Origin of the sequence: Parafilimonas sp. (assembly GCF_047606085.1) — a bacterium.
In the GTDB taxonomy this organism is placed as follows: domain Bacteria; phylum Bacteroidota; class Bacteroidia; order Chitinophagales; family Chitinophagaceae; genus Parafilimonas.
In genome coordinates this window covers 1-18,638 of the sequence record NZ_JASGEX010000026.1, presented here as the reverse complement: position 1 = coordinate 18,638, position 18,638 = coordinate 1, and the positions used below count along the sequence as shown (strand labels likewise).

Sequence of the window (18,638 nt, the reverse complement as noted above, 5' to 3'; positions counted from 1 at the left end):
ATATTTTCTCTTGGGCTAAAGCCCTTTATGGGCCTGCTTTTTACTAACCCCAGGCTTAAGCCCGGGGTTATATATCTGAAACCCTTGCACAATGGGCTTTAGCCCAAGTTATCCGGACAATAATGTAAAAAAACAGGCTTTTTGTGCAACAGCCTGTTTCCTGTTATTCAAAAGATATAAAATTAATTCCAGGTCTTCTCTCCGTTTTTCATTTTGTTCAGGGTTTGCTCGTAAGTTGATTTATCAGCGGTTGTCTCTGCATTCATTGCTTTTGTTTCCCATTCAATTGCCTCATCTTTTTTACCCATTTTATATAAGATGTTTGCATAAGTATCCATAAAAGCAGGTTCCTCATTATTATCAATGGAACGCTTGCTCCATGCAAGCGCCTGTTCCACACAAGCCATATCACTGCAATTTAAAAATACGTTCCAGGCAAAATCATTTAACTGCTCAGGCGAAGCGTTGCTGCCATAATCTTTCATATAGCTAACCACGGCAGGGCCAAACTTATCCCAGTCTTTTTTATACACATAAAATGAAACCTGTGCATAGCTTATAACTTCTTTTGCCTGTGCAGGATATTTTTTCGCAACATCATTTTGCAGTTTAGCCCAATCAGGTTCAGGAAAATCTTTTGGGGTTATATTCCTGGGAAAAATTACAGGGTAAACATCTTCACGCATAATAATATTTTGCACAATACCATTGCTCACTTTTTTGCCCATAACAGCATCAACTTTATCGCCATTGTGCAAAAGCATGTCAAAACCCTTGTCTTTGCTGGTTTCTGTAAAGCTGATAATAAAATCGAGGTTATCTTTTGTATATAAATTTTGCTGTGTTGCCAGGTAAGCGTCGGCCAGTTCCGATGCCTGCTTCTTCTCGTAGGCATCCTGCGCTATCAGCGCAAGTTTGCGAATGAATGCAGTATCTTTATTGCCCGCTTTATACTTATCAAGCAAAGTATAGTATTGCTTTTCGGGATCGAGCGCTGTGCTCAGCTTGGAAACAAACTCTTCACCTGTTTGTGAAGAACCCACAAAACGGTGCACAATCTTTCCGTTCTCATCAAAAATTAAATAAGTTGGATACGCCCTAACATTATATTGCTTTGAAAGATCGTGCCCCGTTTGATACCAGCTTTTTACTTCGGCATTGTCGTTACCCGTGGTATCTAACTGCACTTTTACGTTTATGAATTTTTCATTCATGACATCGGCAACCACTTTTTGTGGAAATATAGTGCTGCTCATATAGCGGCAGGGGCCGCACCAGGTGGTATAGCAATCCATAAAAATATATTTATGTGCGGCTTTGGCTTTTGCCTGCACCTGTTGCCAGCTTTGGTTGTGCTCAAAATTTACGCCTTCCTGTGCACTGCAAAAAAGCGGCGCCAGCAATACAAACCGTAATAATTTTCTCATGACGTGGGTTTAAAATGTAATTAAATAATGTATTTGTTACTCCATTTCCATAGCAATCAGTTCTGCTATGTCGAGCACTTTTACGCTGTCTTCTTTCTCTTTATCCTTAACACCATCGGTAAGCATGGTATTGCAAAACGGGCAGGCTGCTGCAATAATATCAGCGCCCGTATGCATGGCTTCTTCACTGCGTTCAAAATTAATGCGTGTGGTACCTTTTTCTTCCTCTTTAAACATTTGCGCACCACCGGCGCCACAACACAGGCCCTTGCTGCGGCAACGCTTCATCTCAACCAGTTCTGCATCCAATAATTCCAGTACTTTTCGCGGCGCCTCATAAATATGATTGGCGCGGCCGAGATAACAACTGTCGTGATAGGTAATGCGTTTGCCTTTAAAACCGCCGCCTTCTTTCAGCTTCAATTTTCCTTCATCTATTATTTGTTGCAGGAATGCTGTATGATGGATTACTTCGTAAGTACCACCGAGTTCAGGATATTCGTTCTTAAAAATATTAAAGCAATGCGGGCAGGCCGTTATGATTTTTTTAATGCCGTATCCATTCAGCACCTGAATATTGTTATAGGCCATCATCTGGAACAAAAATTCATTGCCGGCCCTGCGGGCCGGATCGCCGGTGCAGGCTTCTTCCTTTCCAAGAATGGCATATTTTATTTCAAGCTTATTTAAAATAGCCGCAAAGGCACGGGTAATTTTTTGCGCCCGTTGGTCGAAGCTGCCTGCACAGCCCACCCAAAATAAAATGTCGGGCGTTTCACCATTTGCCAGCATTTCTGCCATTTGCGGAATATGCATACCAATTTAATTTATGTATTCAAATGTAAGGCAAAGCGTTTGGTATTTAACAAAGAAACTGTTGCTGCATAAGCGCTCATCCCTAATTTTGCCGCACTAAAAATGATGGGTTGAAAAGAATCTTTAACTGGGAGCGATGGCCTTTCAATATTATTTATGCGCCTTTCTTTTTTCTCTGGCTGTATTACTGGATAAAAGGCGGGCATTTCTGGTTCTTTTCAAACGTAAATCCCACTTTGCATTTCAGCGGGTTTGAAGGCGAAACAAAACGGGAGATGTTTGAACAATTGCCCAAGGCATTATATCCGGTAACTATGTATGTTGATCCAAAAGAAAACATGGAATGCATTATAAAAAGAATGCAGGCTTCGGGTTTGCAGTTTCCGGTTGCGGTAAAGCCCGATATTGGCACAAAAGGTTTGCTCTTCAGGAAAATTGAAAATACAGAACAGCTTGCAGCCTATCATGCATTATTGCCCTTTACGTATCTGATACAGGAAATGATAACCTGGCCGCTTGAGCTGAGTGTTTTTTATGTGCGGTATCCCCATTCAGATAAAGGAATAATAACAGGTTTAATTGAAAAGGAATACCTGCATGTAAAAGGAGATGGCATATCAACATTAAAGCGATTGATAGAACAGCATCCCAAAGCTTTCATGATTGCAGCAGAGCAAAAGGAGTTGCATAAAACAAAGCTGAACAATATTATTGCTGATGGAGAAGTGTATATGCTGAACGAATTGGGCAACCACAACCGCGGTGCAAAATTCATTAACCTGAGTAACAAAATTGATGACCAGCTTTCAAATGTTATGGACAAGATTAACTTATTCAGCAAACATTTTTATTACGGCCGTTACGATATTAAAACAACCTCGCTTGAAGATTTTAAGCATTGCAGGAATATTTCGATACTCGAATTTAATGGCGTAGGTTCAGAGCCCAATCATATTTACGATAACGGCTTAAGTTATATGAATGCAATAAAAATTATTGCGAAGCATTGGAAATATATGTTCGGGATAGGAAAAATAAATTATAAAAACGGTGCGGCTTATGTTTCTTTTTTTGAAGGAATAAAAATGCTCAGGGCTTCTAAAAAAAATACAAAGCTTATGGCGCAGCTAAACCTGCAATGCCAAATATAAACTGCTTATGAATGAATTATTACCCGTACTGTTTGCAGGCTTTGGTGTAAGTTTTTTAGGGCAACTGCCTTTAGGCAATCTCAATGTTGCCGCTACACAAATAGGCGTTGAGGAAAGCATAAAAAAAGCATGGGTGTTCAGCATGGGTGTTGCATTGGTTGAAATAATTTATTTGCGCATAGCTTTAAACAGCAGTGGCTGGATATTACGCAATAAAACCATGTTCATTTATTTAAGCTGGGCCACCGTTATTTTGTTTTTTGTACTGGGTGTTTTAAGCATCCGAAAAGCTTTAAAACAAAACGAACCGGAAAGAAAAGGGTTGCTTATAGATAATAAATTAAATCGCTTTTTGCTTGGCCTGATGTTGAGTGCCATTAACCCCATGCAAATACCGTTTTGGTTTTTTTGGGGCGCTTATTTTATAAGTAACGGCGCCGTAAAACCAACCATGCTGCACTTTAACCTTTTTACAATTGGCGCAGGCGCAGGCACACTCGCCGGCCAGGCTATTTATATTCATGGCGGTAAATGGCTTATAAGAAAGCTGAAGGCAAGCCATAAGATGCTTAATATAATTATGGGTGCGGTGTTTATAGTTTCTGCCGCCATTCAGTTGTATAAAATTTTCTCTGGCGGTTTGTTTAAAGATTGAGTGAATAAAATATAAGTTTATTAAACAAAAATTCCGCCTGCCGGAACGGGCAGGAATGTTCAATTGTAAACGACGGCAAAAATGATTATTGATTGTTGAATATTGAGCATTGATTATTTCAAAATTAAACCTAAACCAAACGGCATTGATTGTTTAATCTACATCGGTATTTTCAAAAGTATTGCTGATTAAAACCTGTTTGCCGCGGGCAGAATTAATCAGCCAACGTCTTTACTAAATTGCTATGTTATGATCAGTCAAATCGTTTGCTGTATTATCGCCTGTAAAATTTTTCCTATCCGAAATATAAATTTGAATGCATGATAAGCTTTTGACGGCAAGCTGATTTACGGAACGTGGAATAATTTACTATGAAAAAGCTGCGCTGGTTGCAAGATTTTAATCAGGCTGCATTCTTTTAGCAATAATTTCGCGGCTTTATACCATGAACCACAACGAAGCAATATGGATCATTACTATTGTAACAACAGCATGTGTAATCATCCGTCCGTTTAAATTAAATGAGGCAATATGGGTTGTTTGCGGCGCTTTTGTTTTGTTGGTAACTCAACTCATTTCCTTCCAGGAAGCCATTAACGGCGTAGCCAAAGGCGCCGACGTTTATTTATTTCTTACCGGCATGATGCTGCTGGCAGAAACAGCAAGAGAAGAAAAACTGTTTGACTGGCTGGCGGCGCTGGCAACAAAATATGCAAATGGCTCTGCCAAAAAATTGTTCGTCATGATCTATCTCGTTGGAACTGCAGTTACCGTTTTTTTATCCAACGACGCCACTGCCGTTGTATTAACGCCTGCTGTGGCAGCCGCTATGAAAACCGCAAAAGTTAAACAGCCATTGCCCTATCTTTTTATATGCGCATTTATTGCCAATGCGGCATCATTTGTGCTGCCTATATCAAACCCCGCCAACCTCGTGATTTATGGAAAACACTTACCAGCGTTACTGGATTGGGCAGGCCATTTTATTTTGCCTTCGCTGCTGTCAATTGCCGTTACATATATAATGCTGTATAAATCGCAGAGAAAATTCCTGGATCAATCTATTGAAACCGATATCCGGGTTCCCCGCTTAGCAAGAGGCGGCAGGGCTGCGGCCCTGGGCATTGGTGCAACGGCCATTGTTTTATTAACCGCTTCGGCATTCGATGTGCCGCTGGGCCTGCCCACCGCTGTAACAGGCATTATAACATCGCTCGTTGTTGTGCTTATTGCAAGGCAGTCGCCATTAAATGTTATTAAAGGCATTTCATGGAGCGTGCTGCCATTGGTTGCCGGCCTGTTCCTCATTGTGGAAGCACTGATTAAAACAGGCTTAATAGAGAGCATCAGTAACCGGCTTGCATATTATGCAGCCACCTCGCCCGATCTGACAGCCATTGTAAGCGGCGCTGGCATTGGCATTGCCACCAACCTCACCAATAACCTGCCGGCAGGTTTAATTGCAGGCGGCATATTGCATCCGGCATGTATGCCGGATATTATAAAAAATGCTGTGCTTATTGGTATTGATCTCGGGCCAAACTTATCTGTTACCGGTTCGCTTGCAACCATTCTCTGGCTTGTTGCCTTGCGCCGGGAAGGCCATGACATACATGCCTGGCGGTTTATAAAAATAGGTGTAATGGTTATGATACCTGCATTGTTGCTGGCGCTGGCTGCACTTTGGATGTAGTTGTTTGAACCTCCGTTTTACGGGCAGGCGAAACCATTCCTAAATACTAATATATTGGCTACCAATATATTAAAAATACGTTTTTTGTAACGGCTTTAACAAATAACCGCATAATAATAGGGGCGTATTTCAGATTTTCACTTCATACGCGGCACTCCGGTCGGTGAGACACCGACCGGTAGCGGGTTCTACAGGTGGGTGGTGACACCCAACTGCGAAAATTTGAAATACACCCTAATAATAGTTGCATAAACAACTTTTATTTTACTTTTGCCAGTATAATTTTTGCCGATGAAAATATTAGTTTGTATCAGTAAAACACCAGACACCACTTCCAAAATCTCTTTTAAAGAGAATAATACAAAGTTTGAAGAATCGGGTGTGCAATGGATTTTAAATCCTTATGATGAATGGTATGCGCTGGTAAGGGCCATTGAGCTAAAAGAGAAAGACGCTTCTGTTCAGCTTCACCTTGTAAGCGTTGGCGGCGCCGATTATGATCCTGTTATCCGCAAGGCGCTGGCGCTTGGCGGTGACGAAGCCATACGTATTAATGCTTCGGCCGGTGATGGCTACTATATTGCTGCGCAAATTGCCGAAGTGGCAAAACAAGGTGGGTATGACCTTATTTTAACAGGAAAAGAAACCATTGATTACAACAGCGCTTCTGTTGGCGGTGCATTGGCTGAGCTTTTGGATATTCCTTACATTTCGCTGGCCACAAAAATTGATATCAGCAATAATGCAGCTACCGTTACCCGCGAAATAGAAGGGGGTGAAGAAACGGACGAAGTTGTCCTGCCGGTAGTTATCAGTTGCCAGAAAGGGGTAGCCGAACAGCGCATCCCAAACATGCGTGGTATTATGGCTGCCCGCACAAAACCGCTTAAAGTGGTTGAGCCTGCTGCCGTTGAGGCACTCACCAGTGTGGTAAGTTATGAACTGCCTGCGCCAAAGGCGGGTGTAAAACTGGTGCCGGCCGATAATGTGCAGGAATTGGTTCGTTTGCTGCACGAAGAAGCCAAAGTGATTTAAGAAGGTTGCTTGGATCTCAGAAAATTCTTAAAGCTCATGGCTCGCAGCTTCCTATAATAATTAATTATTAAACCAATCATTACATGGTACTCATATTTATAGATCATTCCGGTTCAGAAATAAAAAAGTCGTCTTATGAGGCATTAAGCTATGGCGCAGCGCTTGCAAAAAAACTTGGTACTTCAGCAGAAGCGCTTTTGCCCGGCACCGTTGAAGACGATCTTGCTGCGCTTGGCAATTATGGTATATCCAAAGTGCATCAGCTTGCTAAGGAAACTTTAAATAACCTTGATGCACAGGTTTATGCAAAAGCCATCGCCGAAGCAGCAACCTCTTTACAGGCAGATGTAATTGTATTCAGCCATAATCAAACAGGCAAAGCTGTAGCGCCGCGGGTGGCTGCCCGTTTAAAAGCAGGGTTGGTTGCGGGCGCCGTTGCATTGCCGGATACTTCAAATGGTTTTGTTGTAAAAAAGAGTGTTTTTAGCGGGAAGGCTTTTGCCAATGTAAATATTACGACAGCCATTAAAGTTATTTCACTTAATCCCAACAGCTTCCCGGTTAAAAAAACGGATGGCTTAGCAACCGTTGAGCAATTAAACATTGCAGTAGATGCGCCCAAAGTAAAGATTGCCGCCATTGATAAAGTAAAAGGCGAAGTGCCTTTAACGGAAGCTGAAATTGTGGTAAGCGGCGGCCGTGGCTTAAAAGGGCCTGAGAACTGGAAAATAGTGGAAGACCTCGCCCACGTGCTGCACGCTGCTACGGCCTGCAGCCGTCCTGTAGCCGATGCAGGCTGGCGGCCGCACCATGAACACGTTGGCCAAACAGGCATCCAGATTTCGCCCAACCTTTATATCGCTATTGGCATTTCCGGCGCTATTCAGCACCTTGCAGGCGTTAACAGGAGTAAAACCATTGTTGTTATTAATAAAGACCCGGAAGCGCCGTTTTTTAAAGCCGCCGATTATGGAATTGTTGGTGATGCCTTTGACGTTGTTCCAAAGCTTACAGAAGAAATTAAAAAGCTAAAGGGTTAAATCACCGGTAAGCTAACAACCGTTCACTTAAATTGCAAACAGTTAATTTTGTTTGCAATTTTTATTTAATGAGTTATTTCCCTCAGTATAAAGCTCGTATTGTTACTGCTGCATCCTTATTTGATGGGCATGATGCAGCCATCAATATAATGCGCCGCATTCTGCAAAGCAAAGGCGCAGAAATTATCCATCTTGGCCATAACCGCAGTGTAAAAGAAATTGTTGAATGCGCTATTGAAGAAGATGCGCAGGGCATTGCCGTTACTTCATACCAGGGCGGCCACATAGAATTTTTCAAATACATGAAAGATTTATTGGATGAAAATGCTTGTGGGCATATTAAAATTTTCGGTGGCGGCGGCGGCACTATTCTGCCGCAGGAAATAACTGAATTGCACAATTACGGCATTACGCGGATTTATTCGCCTGATGATGGAAGAACAATGGGTTTGGAAGGCATGATTGAAGATGTGATGGCCTCCCTAAATCCCTCCGTAGGAAGGACTTTAGAAACCTGGGACTGGAATGGGAAATTTCCATTGAATAAAGTAAGAGATATAAGAAGAATTGCAAGAGCAATAACATTTGCAGAGAATGGAAAGGATTACTCATCATTATTAAGCGAAATCAAAAATATAAACGCTGTTTCTAAAATCCCTCCTTTGGAGGACAGGGTGGCAGTTCTTGGCATTACAGGTACAGGCGGCGCAGGTAAAAGTTCTGTTACCGATGAAATTGTTCGCCGTTATCTGAATGCTTATTCCGATAAAACAATAGCCGTAATTTCTGTTGATCCATCACGCAAAAAAACAGGCGGCGCATTGCTGGGCGACCGTATAAGAATGAATTCCATTTCTCATCCGCGGGCCTATATGCGCAGCCTGGCAACACGGGGTGATAACACGGCATTAAGCGCTGCGGCCGGACAGGCACTGGAAATTTGTAAAGCCGCTGGTTTTGATTTCATTATCCTGGAGAGTGCGGGTGTTGGCCAAAGCGATGCTTCTGTTTTGGATTATTGTGATGTAAGCATGTATGTAATGACGCCTGAATATGGCGCTGCATCTCAACTGGAAAAAATCAATATGCTGGATTATGCTGATATTGTTTGCATCAACAAATTTGATAAAGCAGGGGCATTGGATGCATTGAATGAAGTGCGTAAACAATATAAGCGCAATCGCCATTTATGGGATGCCAAAAATGAAGACCTGCCTGTTGTGGGAACAATTGCATCACAATTCAATGATACAGGCATTAATAAGCTGGTTGAAAAAATAATGCTTACAGTTGAAGAAAAAACAAAAGTTGATTTTGGTAAAATTGAATTGCATCATATAAAAGATACAACTTCAAAATCATTAATCATTCCGCCAAAACGTGCTCGTTATTTGTCTGAGATTGCAGAAGACATTCGGGATTATGATAAATGGATGAATGAGCAATGTGCTATTGCATCTGCTTTATATCAGCTAAATGGCACCATTGAACTCTTTAAAAAATCCGCCTCACATGAAAATACTGAATAAACAATATCGCAACTGGCTTGCAACATTAAAAAATAATATTCAACAAAGTAAGCTGCAAACTGCACTGCAGGTAAATACCAATATGCTTTTGCTGTATTGGTATATCGGCACACAAATAGAAGAGAAAACAACTATTGAAGGCTGGGGTGCAAAAATTATAAATCAACTATCTCTTGATTTGCAAAAAGCATTCCCGGACCTGCAGGGTTTTTCCGTAAGAAGCCTCAATTACATGCGCAAGTTTTCAGTTACCTATCCCGATCTCTTAATTGTGCAACAACCTGCTGCACAAATTAAAAAAACTGCTAAAAAAACAATTTCAAAAACACATACTGCACAAAAAAAATCTTCAGATAATCAAATTGTGCAACAGCCTGCTGCACAATTTGGGAATAAAATGTATAACCTCTCAAACGCAGAGCTGGTAAGCATTCCATGGGGTCATCATATTTTATTGCTTGATAAAATAAATAATGAGCATGAGCGTGTATGGTACATACAAAAAACAATAGAAAATAACTGGAGCCGTGCAGTATTACAGTATCAGATTGATACTGATTTATATCAGCGGCAGTATAAAACAAAGAAGACTTCCAATTTTCATCTTACGCTTCCTAAACTGCAAAGCGATCTTGCCAATGAAATTTTAAAAGACCCGTATAAGTTTGATTTTTTACAATTGGGAGAAAAAATTACCGAGCGTGAATTAGAACAGCAATTAACGGATCATATACAGGAGTTTTTAATTGAACTTGGTGCAGGCTTTGCGTTTGTTGGAAGACAATTAAAATTAAAAATAGGCCGTAAAGAATATTTCATTGATTTATTATTTTATCATTTGCGGCTTCGCAGTTTTATAGTTATTGATTTAAAAACACAAGAGTTCGAATTAGAGCATACAGGAAAAATGAATGGTTATCTAAATGCTATTAATAAACAATTCCGGCATAAAACTGATAATCCCTCCATCGGAATTATTTTATGCAGTTCAAAAGATGATGTTGAGGTTGACTTTGCATTGAATAATATTAATCATCCCATTGGTGTAAGTGAATATCGCTTTATAAAATCTCTTCCAAAGCAATTTAAAGATGAGTTGCCAAGTGCAAAGCAATTACAGGACGCAGTGAAAAAGTTCCTGCGCAAAAAATCATCTAAAAAAAATAATTATTTGTGATGAATACTGAAACATTGAGGCAGAAATATGGACAATTAAAACAGCGGCTCGATACTGAATGCCAAAAATTAATTGAAGACTGGAATGCGGTAAAAGAAAAATATTCAAAAGATTTTTTTGAATATACTGTTCGTGAAAAGGTCATTAAGCAGCCACTTACTACCACCTCTTTAAGCGGCACTAAGATCCCGAAACTGGTGCTGCCAAAATATAAAGACTGGGGCGATATTTTAAAATGGCAGTTGCAGGAAAATGTGCCCGGCGAATTTCCATTCACAGCCGGTGTGTTTGAGTTAAAAAGACAGGGCGAAGACCCCACAAGAATGTTTGCCGGTGAAGGCATCCCGGAACGTACCAACAAACGTTTTCACTATGTTTCATTAGGTCGCCCGGCAAAGCGCTTAAGCACGGCTTTTGACAGTGTTACTTTATATGGCGAAGATCCTAACCATCGCCCTGATATTTATGGCAAGATAGGCAACAGTGGTGTAAGCATTGCTACCGTAGATGATGCCAAAAAATTATACAGCGGTTTTGATTTATGCGATGCAAAAACATCAGTAAGCATGACGATTAATGGCCCCGCTCCCATCATCCTTGCGTTCTTTATGAATGCGGCCATTGATCAGCAATGCGAGAAATGGATAACGGGCCATGGTCAATGGCCCATGGCTGATGAGCTTATAAAATCAAAGTTCAAAACAGATAATAAACCGTCGTATTACAATCCATCTGCACCGGAAAGATTGCCGGATGGCAATGATGGCCTGGGTTTGAGATTATTAGGTTTAAGCAGCGATGAAGTGTTGCCAAAAGATGTGTATGAACAAATCAAGGCGTCTGCATTAATGCAGGTTAGAGGAACAGTGCAGGCAGATATTTTAAAAGAAGATCAGGCGCAGAATACCTGCATCTTCTCCACAGAATTTGCCTTGAAGTTAATGGGCGATGTGCAGGAATATTTCATCAATAATCAAGTAAGAAATTTTTACAGCGTAAGTATCAGCGGCTATCATATTGCTGAAGCTGGCGCCAATCCAATTACACAGCTTGCATTCACGCTGGCAAATGGGTTTACCTATATTGAATATTTTTTAAGACGCGGCATGCGCATAAATGATTTTGCGCCTAACCTTTCTTTTTTCTTCAGTAATGGTATGGATGCCGAATACAGCGTAATCGGCCGTGTGGCAAGGCGTATATGGGCAAAGGCAATAAAGCATGTATATAAAGGCAATGAGCGTTCACAAAAATTAAAATATCATATTCAAACATCCGGCCGTTCATTGCATGCGCAGGAAATTGATTTCAATGATATACGCACAACCTTACAAGCTTTATATGCGATTTATGATAACTGCAATTCGCTTCACACAAATGCCTATGACGAAGCTATTACAACACCAACAGAAGAAAGTGTGCGCCGTGCAATGGCCATACAACTAATTATTAATCGTGAATTAGGTTCTGTGAAAACAGAAAATTTTATCCAGGGTTCTTTTGCAATTGAAGCATTAACGGATTTGGTTGAAGAAGCTGTGCTTGCAGAATTTGATCGCTTAACAGATCGCGGTGGTGTTTTGGGCGCCATGGAAAGAATGTACCAGCGCAATAAAATACAGGAAGAAAGCCTGCATTATGAAATGCAGAAATCAAATGGCGAACTGCCTTTAATCGGTGTAAACACTTTCCTTAATAAAAAAGATTCGCCAACCGTTACGCCGGGCGAAGTAATACGTTCTTCAACAGCAGAAAAAGAACAGCAGATCGCTAACCTGCAGGCGTTTCATCGGCGCAATGAAAGTGTATCGGTTGATAAGTTGAATGCCTTAAAACGTGTGGCTGTAAGTAACGGGAATATTTTTGAAGAATTAATGGAAACGGTAAAATACTGTTCGCTGGGACAAATAACATACGCATTGTATGAAGTGGGCGGCCGGTACAGAAGGAATATGTGAAGTGAATGGTGAGTTGATTCAGTGAAATTGACAGTTAATAGATGCCAGTTGACAGATTTACTCACAGCTCGCCATTCATTTAATTATTGCTGTAATAATAGAGCAGGTTACTGTTGCGTTCTGTAAAAATCTTCCCGGCCTGCAGTTGAATGTCCTGCCTGGTTACAGCCTGGTATTTTGAAAGCTCTTGGTTCATCAGGTCTGCGTTGCCCAATAATTCGTAATAAGCCAGGCTATTGGCGCGGCTCATTAAAGCAATGTCTTCAAAAGCAATAATGCTTTCTGTTTTATTCTTTACTTTCTGCAGCTCTTCTTCGCTTACAGCATTTTCTTTCAGTTTAGCCAATTCTTCAGCAATGGCATTTTCGGCAGCCTGCATGGTTACGCCCTTTACCAGCTTGCCTTCAATGGCAAGCAAACCCGGGTCAATGCTGCCAAAATGGTAACATTCAATATTACTGAACAATCTTTTTTCTTTTACAAGCGACTGGTACAGGCGCGAGGAAGCGCCGCCGCCTAAAATTTCCGTAATAAGATCAGCGGCATGATAACCGGTTTCCATCCTTCCGGGTATATGCCATGTTTCATAAAAGGCGTCTAAGGGCACATCGGCCCTTATTTCTTTTATATGCTTCACTGTTTGCACAGGTTCGGCAGGCAGGTTATGCATGTACTTTACACCTGGTTCAATGGAGCCAAACCATTTCTCTGCCAGGCGTTTTACATCATCTGTTTTTACATTGCCAGCCACCACCAATATTGCATTGACAGGCCTGTAATGTTTAAAAAAGAAATTCTTTACATCTTCCAGCTTTGCCTCTTCAATATGGCTTAATTCTTTTCCTATCGTCATCCACCTGTAGGGATGCGTTGTATAAGCCAGTTCACGCATGGCATGCCATGCATCGCCGTACGGTTTATTAATATAATGTTCTTTAAACTCTTCGCTTACCACCTTTCGCTGCACGTCTAAGCTCTTTTTACTGAAAGCAAGGCTCAGCATCCGGTCGCTTTCCAGCCAGAAAGCCGTTTCTATGTTTTCTGCAGGCAACTGACAATAATAGTTGGTAAGGTCGTTTGTGGTATAGGCGTTGTTTTCGCCGCCAGCGCGTTGCAGCGGCTCATCATAATCAGGAATATGAATGCTGCCGCCAAACATCAGGTGCTCGAATAAATGCGCAAATCCCGTTTTTACGGGGTCTTCATCCCTTGCGCCCACATCGTATAAAACATTTACCACGGCCATGGGGGTTGTGTTATCTTCATGCACCAGCACACGCAAGCCATTATCTAAAACAAAACGGTTATAATGTATCATGTAAAAATCCTAAAAGTTTAAAACTGCAAAGTTGGCGGCAAGCTTCAGGAAGTTTCAACTTGTAGCTTGTGGCTAACAGCCTGCGGCTTTCCCTTAAACAGGCAAACTTACAATATGCTCTTAACTTTAATATAAATTATCTGAGGCTGTCCTTTGCGCATGATGATTATCCGCAGTGTAGCGCGTGCATTTTGCAGCAATATTTTATACGCCTGTATATTATTGCTGAAATTGCTTTCCACGCCCACTATAATATCTCCCGGCTTAAACCCGGCAGCTTCTGCAGGAGAGCCTTTTATAATATCGGTAACCGTAATGGCGCCATTTATTAAATACATACCCAGGCCGGTATAGGAATAATCGAATGAATCTAAATAGTGCCTGTTTGGTTTGATGTAAATTTCCTGCAGGGGATAATTGATCCAGACATTAAACCGCCGCAGCAGGTCGTTGCCCAAGAGGCCGCCTAAAACCGGGTAATTGGTAACGTTAAATTCATCCGCAAAAATATAAGCGGGCACTTTTTTAAACCGGTAAGGCCCTATCTTAACTTCCTTTACCACAGAAATCTTCATATCTGTTTTTCCGCCAAGCCCTTCAGCCTGGGTTAAAAATATTTTTCTTTTTTTCTTAAAAATGGCGCTGTCTTCAGCAAAATCATCATTCAGTAAAAGGCAGAGCCCGGCCCCCGTGTCAAGATAAAACTTGCCTAAAACGCTGTTGCCGTCTTTTACCGAAGCCGTTTGCATGGGCAATGTTGAAAACTGTGGTTTTAAAAGATGGCCGCCCCTGGGGTACCTGAAACCGCCTGCCGTAAAAACTTTAATTAATTGCTCATCGTAATCAACATAAACAATATAACGGCGAAAAAAGCTAAACCCGATAATACCATCTATGTGCATGCCGTAAGCGCTGGATAGAATGTCGTAATCATTTATATGAAAATCGAGGTTGTCCACAGTAAGCCCGGGCAGGTTAAGGCTGTGGTTTTTGGCAAATGAAACATATTTTACGCCTGCAATGCCTTTTACAATACGGTTGCTGGGCTCAGGCTTAAACCGGTAATAATCACAGGTTGATGAATCGAGCGAAATGCCGCCGCTGCCCGTGTCAAGTACAAAATTCAGGCTGTCCTGCAGGCTGTCGAGCGTGCCATGCAAAATAACGATGCCGCCGGTTAGCTGGGTAAAAGGGAAAGTGGTAATAAGGGTTGCCGGTGGCGAAACAAATTCTTCCTGTGCCGGCAGATAGGTACATATAAGAACAAGAAAAAAGAAGAGGATGCATTTTGAGCAACGCTTAAAATTGATGGCTTCTGGCAATAAAATCGTATTATCCGTATAATCGTCGTCCATTGGTGTTATTCCGGTTATGAAATTACGGTGGCTTTCCTCTCTATCCAAACCTTTAATGTAAATATAAAGCTGCCTGTACTAATTTAAAACCCTTGCCCTGCAAACATATTCTTCAGTAATTTTGCCGTTGCATTTGCACAGCAATCGTTTTAACAAAAGACAATCTCCCGAGATGAATGTTGCAGCGTTGTACCAAAAGGCCTTGCGTTTTGAATTTTTAAGCGTTGAAGAAGGTGTTTATCTTTTTGAACAGGCGCCATTAACTGAATTGATGCAGGTGGCCAACGAACTGCGTAAAAAGCAGGTGCCGCATGGCAAGGTTACCTGGCAGATAGACCGCAACGTAAATACCACCAATGTGTGCGTGGCCAATTGCAAATTCTGCAATTTTTACCGCATACCCGGTCATGCGGAAGCTTATATAACCGATATGCCTGTTTATCGTAAAAAGATACAGGAAACACTAAAATACGGCGGCGACCAGTTGCTGCTGCAAGGCGGCCACCATCCCGGCTTGTCGCTGGATTTTTATACAAATACTTTCCGGCAGATCAAGCAGGAATTCCCAGCCATAAAACTGCATGCCCTGGGCCCTCCTGAAGTGGCACATATATGCAAGCTCTCAAAAAAATCACATCGTGCGGTGCTCACTGAATTAAAAAACGCAGGCCTTGATTCCCTGCCCGGCGCGGGCGCTGAAATTTTGGTTGACCGGGTAAGAAGACTGATCAGCAAAGGCAAATGCGGGGCAGACGAATGGCTGGCTATTATGCATGAAGCGCATGAACTGAATATTACCACCAGCGCCACCATGATGTTTGGGCATGTGGAAACCCTTGAAGAGCGCTTTGTTCACCTGGCCCGCATACGGGAAGTGCAGGCCATGAAGCCGGAAAATGCCAAAGGCTTTCTTGCCTTTATTCCCTGGACCTTCCAGGATGTGGATACATTGCTGGCCCGCATACGCGGTGTGCACAATCTTACAACGGCGGAAGAATATATAAGGATGATTGCTATGAGCCGCATTATGCTGCCCAATATTAAAAACATACAGGCGAGCTGGCTTACCGTGGGCAAACAAACAGCGCAGCTTTGCCTGCATGCCGGCGCCAACGATTTTGGCAGCATTATGATTGAAGAAAATGTGGTAAGCGCTGCCGGCGCCCCCCACCGGTTTACCTATAAAACCATGCAGCAGGCCATTAAAGAAGCTGGTTTTGAGCCCCAGCTGCGCAACCAGCAATACGAATGGCGCGAATTGCCTGACACGATTACAGAGCAGGTAATTGATTATTAGCCTTGCTTTATTATTTGTGCTTTACATAAACGCATACTGCCATCAGCATGGCAGTTTTTTTCAATTTTTTATAACGCTAAATTGCCTCTTGCGATGAAATCATTCAAATCCATATATCCGTTCAATCAAACAGCAATAGCCGAATATAAATTAATGGGCGATGCGGAAATTGATGAAGCCTTATCAGGATCAGAAAAGATGTTTCCGCACTGGAGCCGCCAGCCTTTTGAAAAACGGGCAGAAATCCTGAAGCGTGTTGCCACCCTTTTGCTGGAAAGAAAAGAAAGCCTTGCAAGGCTCATTACAAATGAAATGGGGAAAGTGCTGCAGGAAGCGGTTGCGGAGGTGGAAAAATGCGCCCTGGGCTGTAATTATTATGCAGAAAATGCCCAGCGGTTTTTGCAGGATGAGATTATTAAAACAGGATATAAAAAGAGCTTTGTTGCCTGCGGGCCCATCGGCGCAGTGCTGGCTATCATGCCCTGGAACTTCCCGTTTTGGCAGGTATTCAGGTTTGCTGCGCCCACATTAATGGCCGGTAATGTAGCCCTGCTTAAACATGCGCCCAACGTTTGCGGCTGCTCGCTGGCTATACAGCAATTGTTTGAAGAGGCGGGTGCGGAACCTGGTGTTTTTCAATCTTTAATTGCAGATACGGATGTAACGGAAAAAATCCTTTCCAGCCGCATTGTGCAGGCGGTTTCTTTAACGGGCAGCGAGCGCGCCGGGAGCAGCGTGGCAGCCATTGCTTCGGCCCACGTAAAAAAATCGGTGCTGGAATTAGGCGGCTCAGACGCTTTTATTGTGCTGGCCGATGCAGATGTGCAAAAAGCGGCCGAAACGGCTGTGGCATCCCGTATGCAAAATGCCGGGCAAAGCTGCATTGCCGCCAAACGTTTTCTGGTTGTGGAAGAAGCGCTGGACGATTTTACAGCAGCCGTAAAGGAGAAAATTAAAAAGCTGAAACAGGGCGATCCTTTCCATGCTGCAACAACCACCGGCCCTATGGCAAGATTAGACCTTGCTGAAAAACTGTATATGCAAATGCAGGCTTCAGCAGCAAAAGGCGCACAGGTTGTTTTGGGAGGAAGGATGGAAGGCTGCAATTATCAGCCAGCATTATTATTGAATGTGCAGCCGGGCATGCCTGCATTTGATGAAGAAACATTCGGGCCTTTGTTCAGCATGATAAAGGTGAAGGATGAAGCGGAAGCTATGGCAATGGCCAATAATTCCCGCTACGGCCTGGGCGGGAATATCTGGACGAAAGACCTTGAAAAAGCGGTTGCGCTGGCAAAAAAGCTAAACAGTGGCTCAGTGTTCATTAATTCAATGGTAAAATCTGAGCCGGCATTGCCTTTTGGTGGCATAAAGAAATCCGGCTATGGAAGGGAACTGGGAAAACATGGGATAATGGAGTTTGTGAATGTGAAAACAGTAACAGTGTCTGATTAGGCATCGTGCAGCCTGGTGCTGTTATATTGCGAATGAGTTGTCTGTGGTCAATCAATATTGTTGTTTACTTAAAGTTTACAAGTTCACGGGTTCACCTGTTCACGGGTTGTTATGTCAAGGGGAGAACTTATTCATTCCGTTACCAACTCCCTTCGGAGCCAGGAGCACTCCCTAAAAAGCGTAGTTGGCCTGCCCCGGAGGGTAGCTATAGTGCGCAAGGGATAAATTAGTGAATAATATTTCATTGCCAGACCTCACCCCCAACCCCTCCCGAATGGTCGGGACAAGTTCTCCAAAGGAGAGGGGAGCTAAAACCGAACAATACAAAATCACTTTTTTACACCTCGCAGAGTATAACTCCCCAAAAAGCCAGGACAACTCCCTTCAGAGCCGGGAGAACTCTCCAAAAAGCATAGTTGGCCTGTCCCGGAGGGTAGCCAACTTCCCAAAAAGCCAAGACAACTCCTTTAGGAGCCAGGAGAACTCCCCAAAAAGCATAGTTTACCTGCCCCGGAGGGTAGCCAGCTTCCCTTAAAGCCAGGACAACTTCCCCCGGGACCGAATTACTCTTCCCAAAGGCCGGCACGAGATACAATCACATTAACTATAGTGAACACCGGATAAATTTGTGCATCGGCAATTTGTGCCTGCTTTATCGGTCCGTAAGATTAGTTCACGTTCTTACACGTCATTCCACCGCCGCGGCGGTGGAACCTGATCATAATTTAAAGT

Annotated in this window: 14 protein-coding genes; 10 read left to right on the top strand and 4 right to left on the bottom strand. The window is 42.5% G+C overall.

Annotation, left to right across the window (positions count from 1 at the left end; translation table 11 throughout):
• Positions 1–182: 182 nt before the first annotated feature.
• Positions 183–1,427, bottom strand: a complete 1,245-nt coding sequence (locus tag QM629_RS02520) for a thioredoxin fold domain-containing protein (RefSeq protein ID WP_415156860.1) — start codon at positions 1,425–1,427, stop codon at positions 183–185.
• A 36-nt stretch (positions 1,428–1,463) separates the two neighbouring features.
• Positions 1,464–2,243 carry a (Fe-S)-binding protein gene (locus tag QM629_RS02515; protein WP_415156858.1) on the bottom strand — a complete coding sequence of 260 codons (780 nt, stop codon included), beginning with the start codon at positions 2,241–2,243 and terminating at the stop codon, positions 1,464–1,466.
• Positions 2,244–2,353: 110 nt separating this feature from the next.
• Here QM629_RS02515 and QM629_RS02510 point away from each other — a divergent pair, with 110 nt between their 5' ends.
• The 8 genes from QM629_RS02510 (at position 2,354) to QM629_RS02475 (ending at position 12,481) form a co-directional block, all read left to right on the top strand.
• Positions 2,354–3,394, top strand: coding sequence for a hypothetical protein (locus tag QM629_RS02510; RefSeq protein ID WP_415156856.1), 1,041 nt, complete (start codon positions 2,354–2,356; stop codon positions 3,392–3,394).
• Positions 3,395–3,401: 7 nt separating this feature from the next.
• The gene (locus QM629_RS02505; RefSeq protein ID WP_415156854.1) at positions 3,402–4,049 is read left to right on the top strand and encodes a LysE family translocator; all 648 of its coding nucleotides are present in this window, start codon (positions 3,402–3,404) and stop codon (positions 4,047–4,049) included.
• A 445-nt stretch (positions 4,050–4,494) separates the two neighbouring features.
• Positions 4,495–5,742, top strand: a complete 1,248-nt coding sequence (locus QM629_RS02500; protein ID WP_415156852.1) for an arsenic transporter — start codon at positions 4,495–4,497, stop codon at positions 5,740–5,742.
• A gap of 291 nt (positions 5,743–6,033) precedes the next feature.
• Positions 6,034–6,777 (top strand): electron transfer flavoprotein subunit beta/FixA family protein, encoded by a 744-nt coding sequence (locus QM629_RS02495; protein ID WP_415156850.1) that lies wholly within the window; start codon positions 6,034–6,036, stop codon positions 6,775–6,777.
• Between the two features lie 83 nt (positions 6,778–6,860).
• Positions 6,861–7,817 (top strand): electron transfer flavoprotein subunit alpha/FixB family protein, encoded by a 957-nt coding sequence (locus tag QM629_RS02490; protein ID WP_415156848.1) that lies wholly within the window; start codon positions 6,861–6,863, stop codon positions 7,815–7,817.
• A 68-nt stretch (positions 7,818–7,885) separates the two neighbouring features.
• Positions 7,886–9,346, top strand: a complete 1,461-nt coding sequence (locus QM629_RS02485; RefSeq protein WP_415156846.1) for a cobalamin-dependent protein — start codon at positions 7,886–7,888, stop codon at positions 9,344–9,346.
• Positions 9,330–10,523: a PDDEXK nuclease domain-containing protein gene (locus QM629_RS02480; RefSeq protein ID WP_415156844.1), complete on the top strand. Its 1,194-nt coding sequence runs from the start codon at positions 9,330–9,332 to the stop codon at positions 10,521–10,523. Before QM629_RS02485 ends, QM629_RS02480 begins: the two co-directional genes overlap by 17 nt.
• Complete coding sequence (locus tag QM629_RS02475; RefSeq protein WP_415156842.1) at positions 10,523–12,481, top strand: methylmalonyl-CoA mutase family protein; 1,959 nt, start codon at positions 10,523–10,525, stop codon at positions 12,479–12,481. The genes QM629_RS02480 and QM629_RS02475 overlap by 1 nt, the downstream gene beginning before the upstream one ends.
• A gap of 79 nt (positions 12,482–12,560) precedes the next feature.
• On the opposite strand, the gene QM629_RS02470 is transcribed toward QM629_RS02475, so the two are convergent.
• Positions 12,561–13,799, bottom strand: coding sequence for a M16 family metallopeptidase (locus QM629_RS02470; RefSeq protein ID WP_415156840.1), 1,239 nt, complete (start codon positions 13,797–13,799; stop codon positions 12,561–12,563).
• Positions 13,800–13,906: 107 nt separating this feature from the next.
• Positions 13,907–15,202, bottom strand: a complete 1,296-nt coding sequence (locus QM629_RS02465) for an aspartyl protease family protein (protein WP_415156838.1) — start codon at positions 15,200–15,202, stop codon at positions 13,907–13,909.
• 124 nt (positions 15,203–15,326) lie between these two features.
• Here QM629_RS02465 and mqnC point away from each other — a divergent pair, with 124 nt between their 5' ends.
• Positions 15,327–16,451 carry a cyclic dehypoxanthinyl futalosine synthase gene (gene mqnC, locus QM629_RS02460; RefSeq protein WP_415156837.1) on the top strand — a complete coding sequence of 375 codons (1,125 nt, stop codon included), beginning with the start codon at positions 15,327–15,329 and terminating at the stop codon, positions 16,449–16,451.
• Between the two features lie 93 nt (positions 16,452–16,544).
• Positions 16,545–17,906: an NAD-dependent succinate-semialdehyde dehydrogenase gene (locus tag QM629_RS02455; protein WP_415156836.1), complete on the top strand. Its 1,362-nt coding sequence runs from the start codon at positions 16,545–16,547 to the stop codon at positions 17,904–17,906.
• Positions 17,907–18,638 lie beyond the last annotated feature (732 nt).

Excerpts from the sequence above, each read along its gene's own strand:
- QM629_RS02475 (WP_415156842.1), top strand. The coding sequence starts at position 10,523 with ATGAATACTGAAACATTGAGGCAGAAATATGGACAATTAAAACAGCGG.
- mqnC (WP_415156837.1), top strand. The coding sequence starts at position 15,327 with ATGAATGTTGCAGCGTTGTACCAAAAGGCCTTGCGTTTTGAATTTTTA.
- QM629_RS02515 (WP_415156858.1), bottom strand. The coding sequence starts at position 2,243 with ATGCATATTCCGCAAATGGCAGAAATGCTGGCAAATGGTGAAACGCCC.
- QM629_RS02470 (WP_415156840.1), bottom strand. The coding sequence starts at position 13,799 with ATGATACATTATAACCGTTTTGTTTTAGATAATGGCTTGCGTGTGCTG.
- QM629_RS02505 (WP_415156854.1), top strand. The coding sequence starts at position 3,402 with ATGAATGAATTATTACCCGTACTGTTTGCAGGCTTTGGTGTAAGTTTT.
- QM629_RS02495 (WP_415156850.1), top strand. The coding sequence starts at position 6,034 with ATGAAAATATTAGTTTGTATCAGTAAAACACCAGACACCACTTCCAAA.
- QM629_RS02485 (WP_415156846.1), top strand. The coding sequence starts at position 7,886 with ATGAGTTATTTCCCTCAGTATAAAGCTCGTATTGTTACTGCTGCATCC.
- QM629_RS02455 (WP_415156836.1), top strand. The coding sequence starts at position 16,545 with ATGAAATCATTCAAATCCATATATCCGTTCAATCAAACAGCAATAGCC.
- QM629_RS02520 (WP_415156860.1), bottom strand. The coding sequence starts at position 1,427 with ATGAGAAAATTATTACGGTTTGTATTGCTGGCGCCGCTTTTTTGCAGT.
- QM629_RS02500 (WP_415156852.1), top strand. The coding sequence starts at position 4,495 with ATGAACCACAACGAAGCAATATGGATCATTACTATTGTAACAACAGCA.
- QM629_RS02490 (WP_415156848.1), top strand. The coding sequence starts at position 6,861 with ATGGTACTCATATTTATAGATCATTCCGGTTCAGAAATAAAAAAGTCG.
- QM629_RS02480 (WP_415156844.1), top strand. The coding sequence starts at position 9,330 with ATGAAAATACTGAATAAACAATATCGCAACTGGCTTGCAACATTAAAA.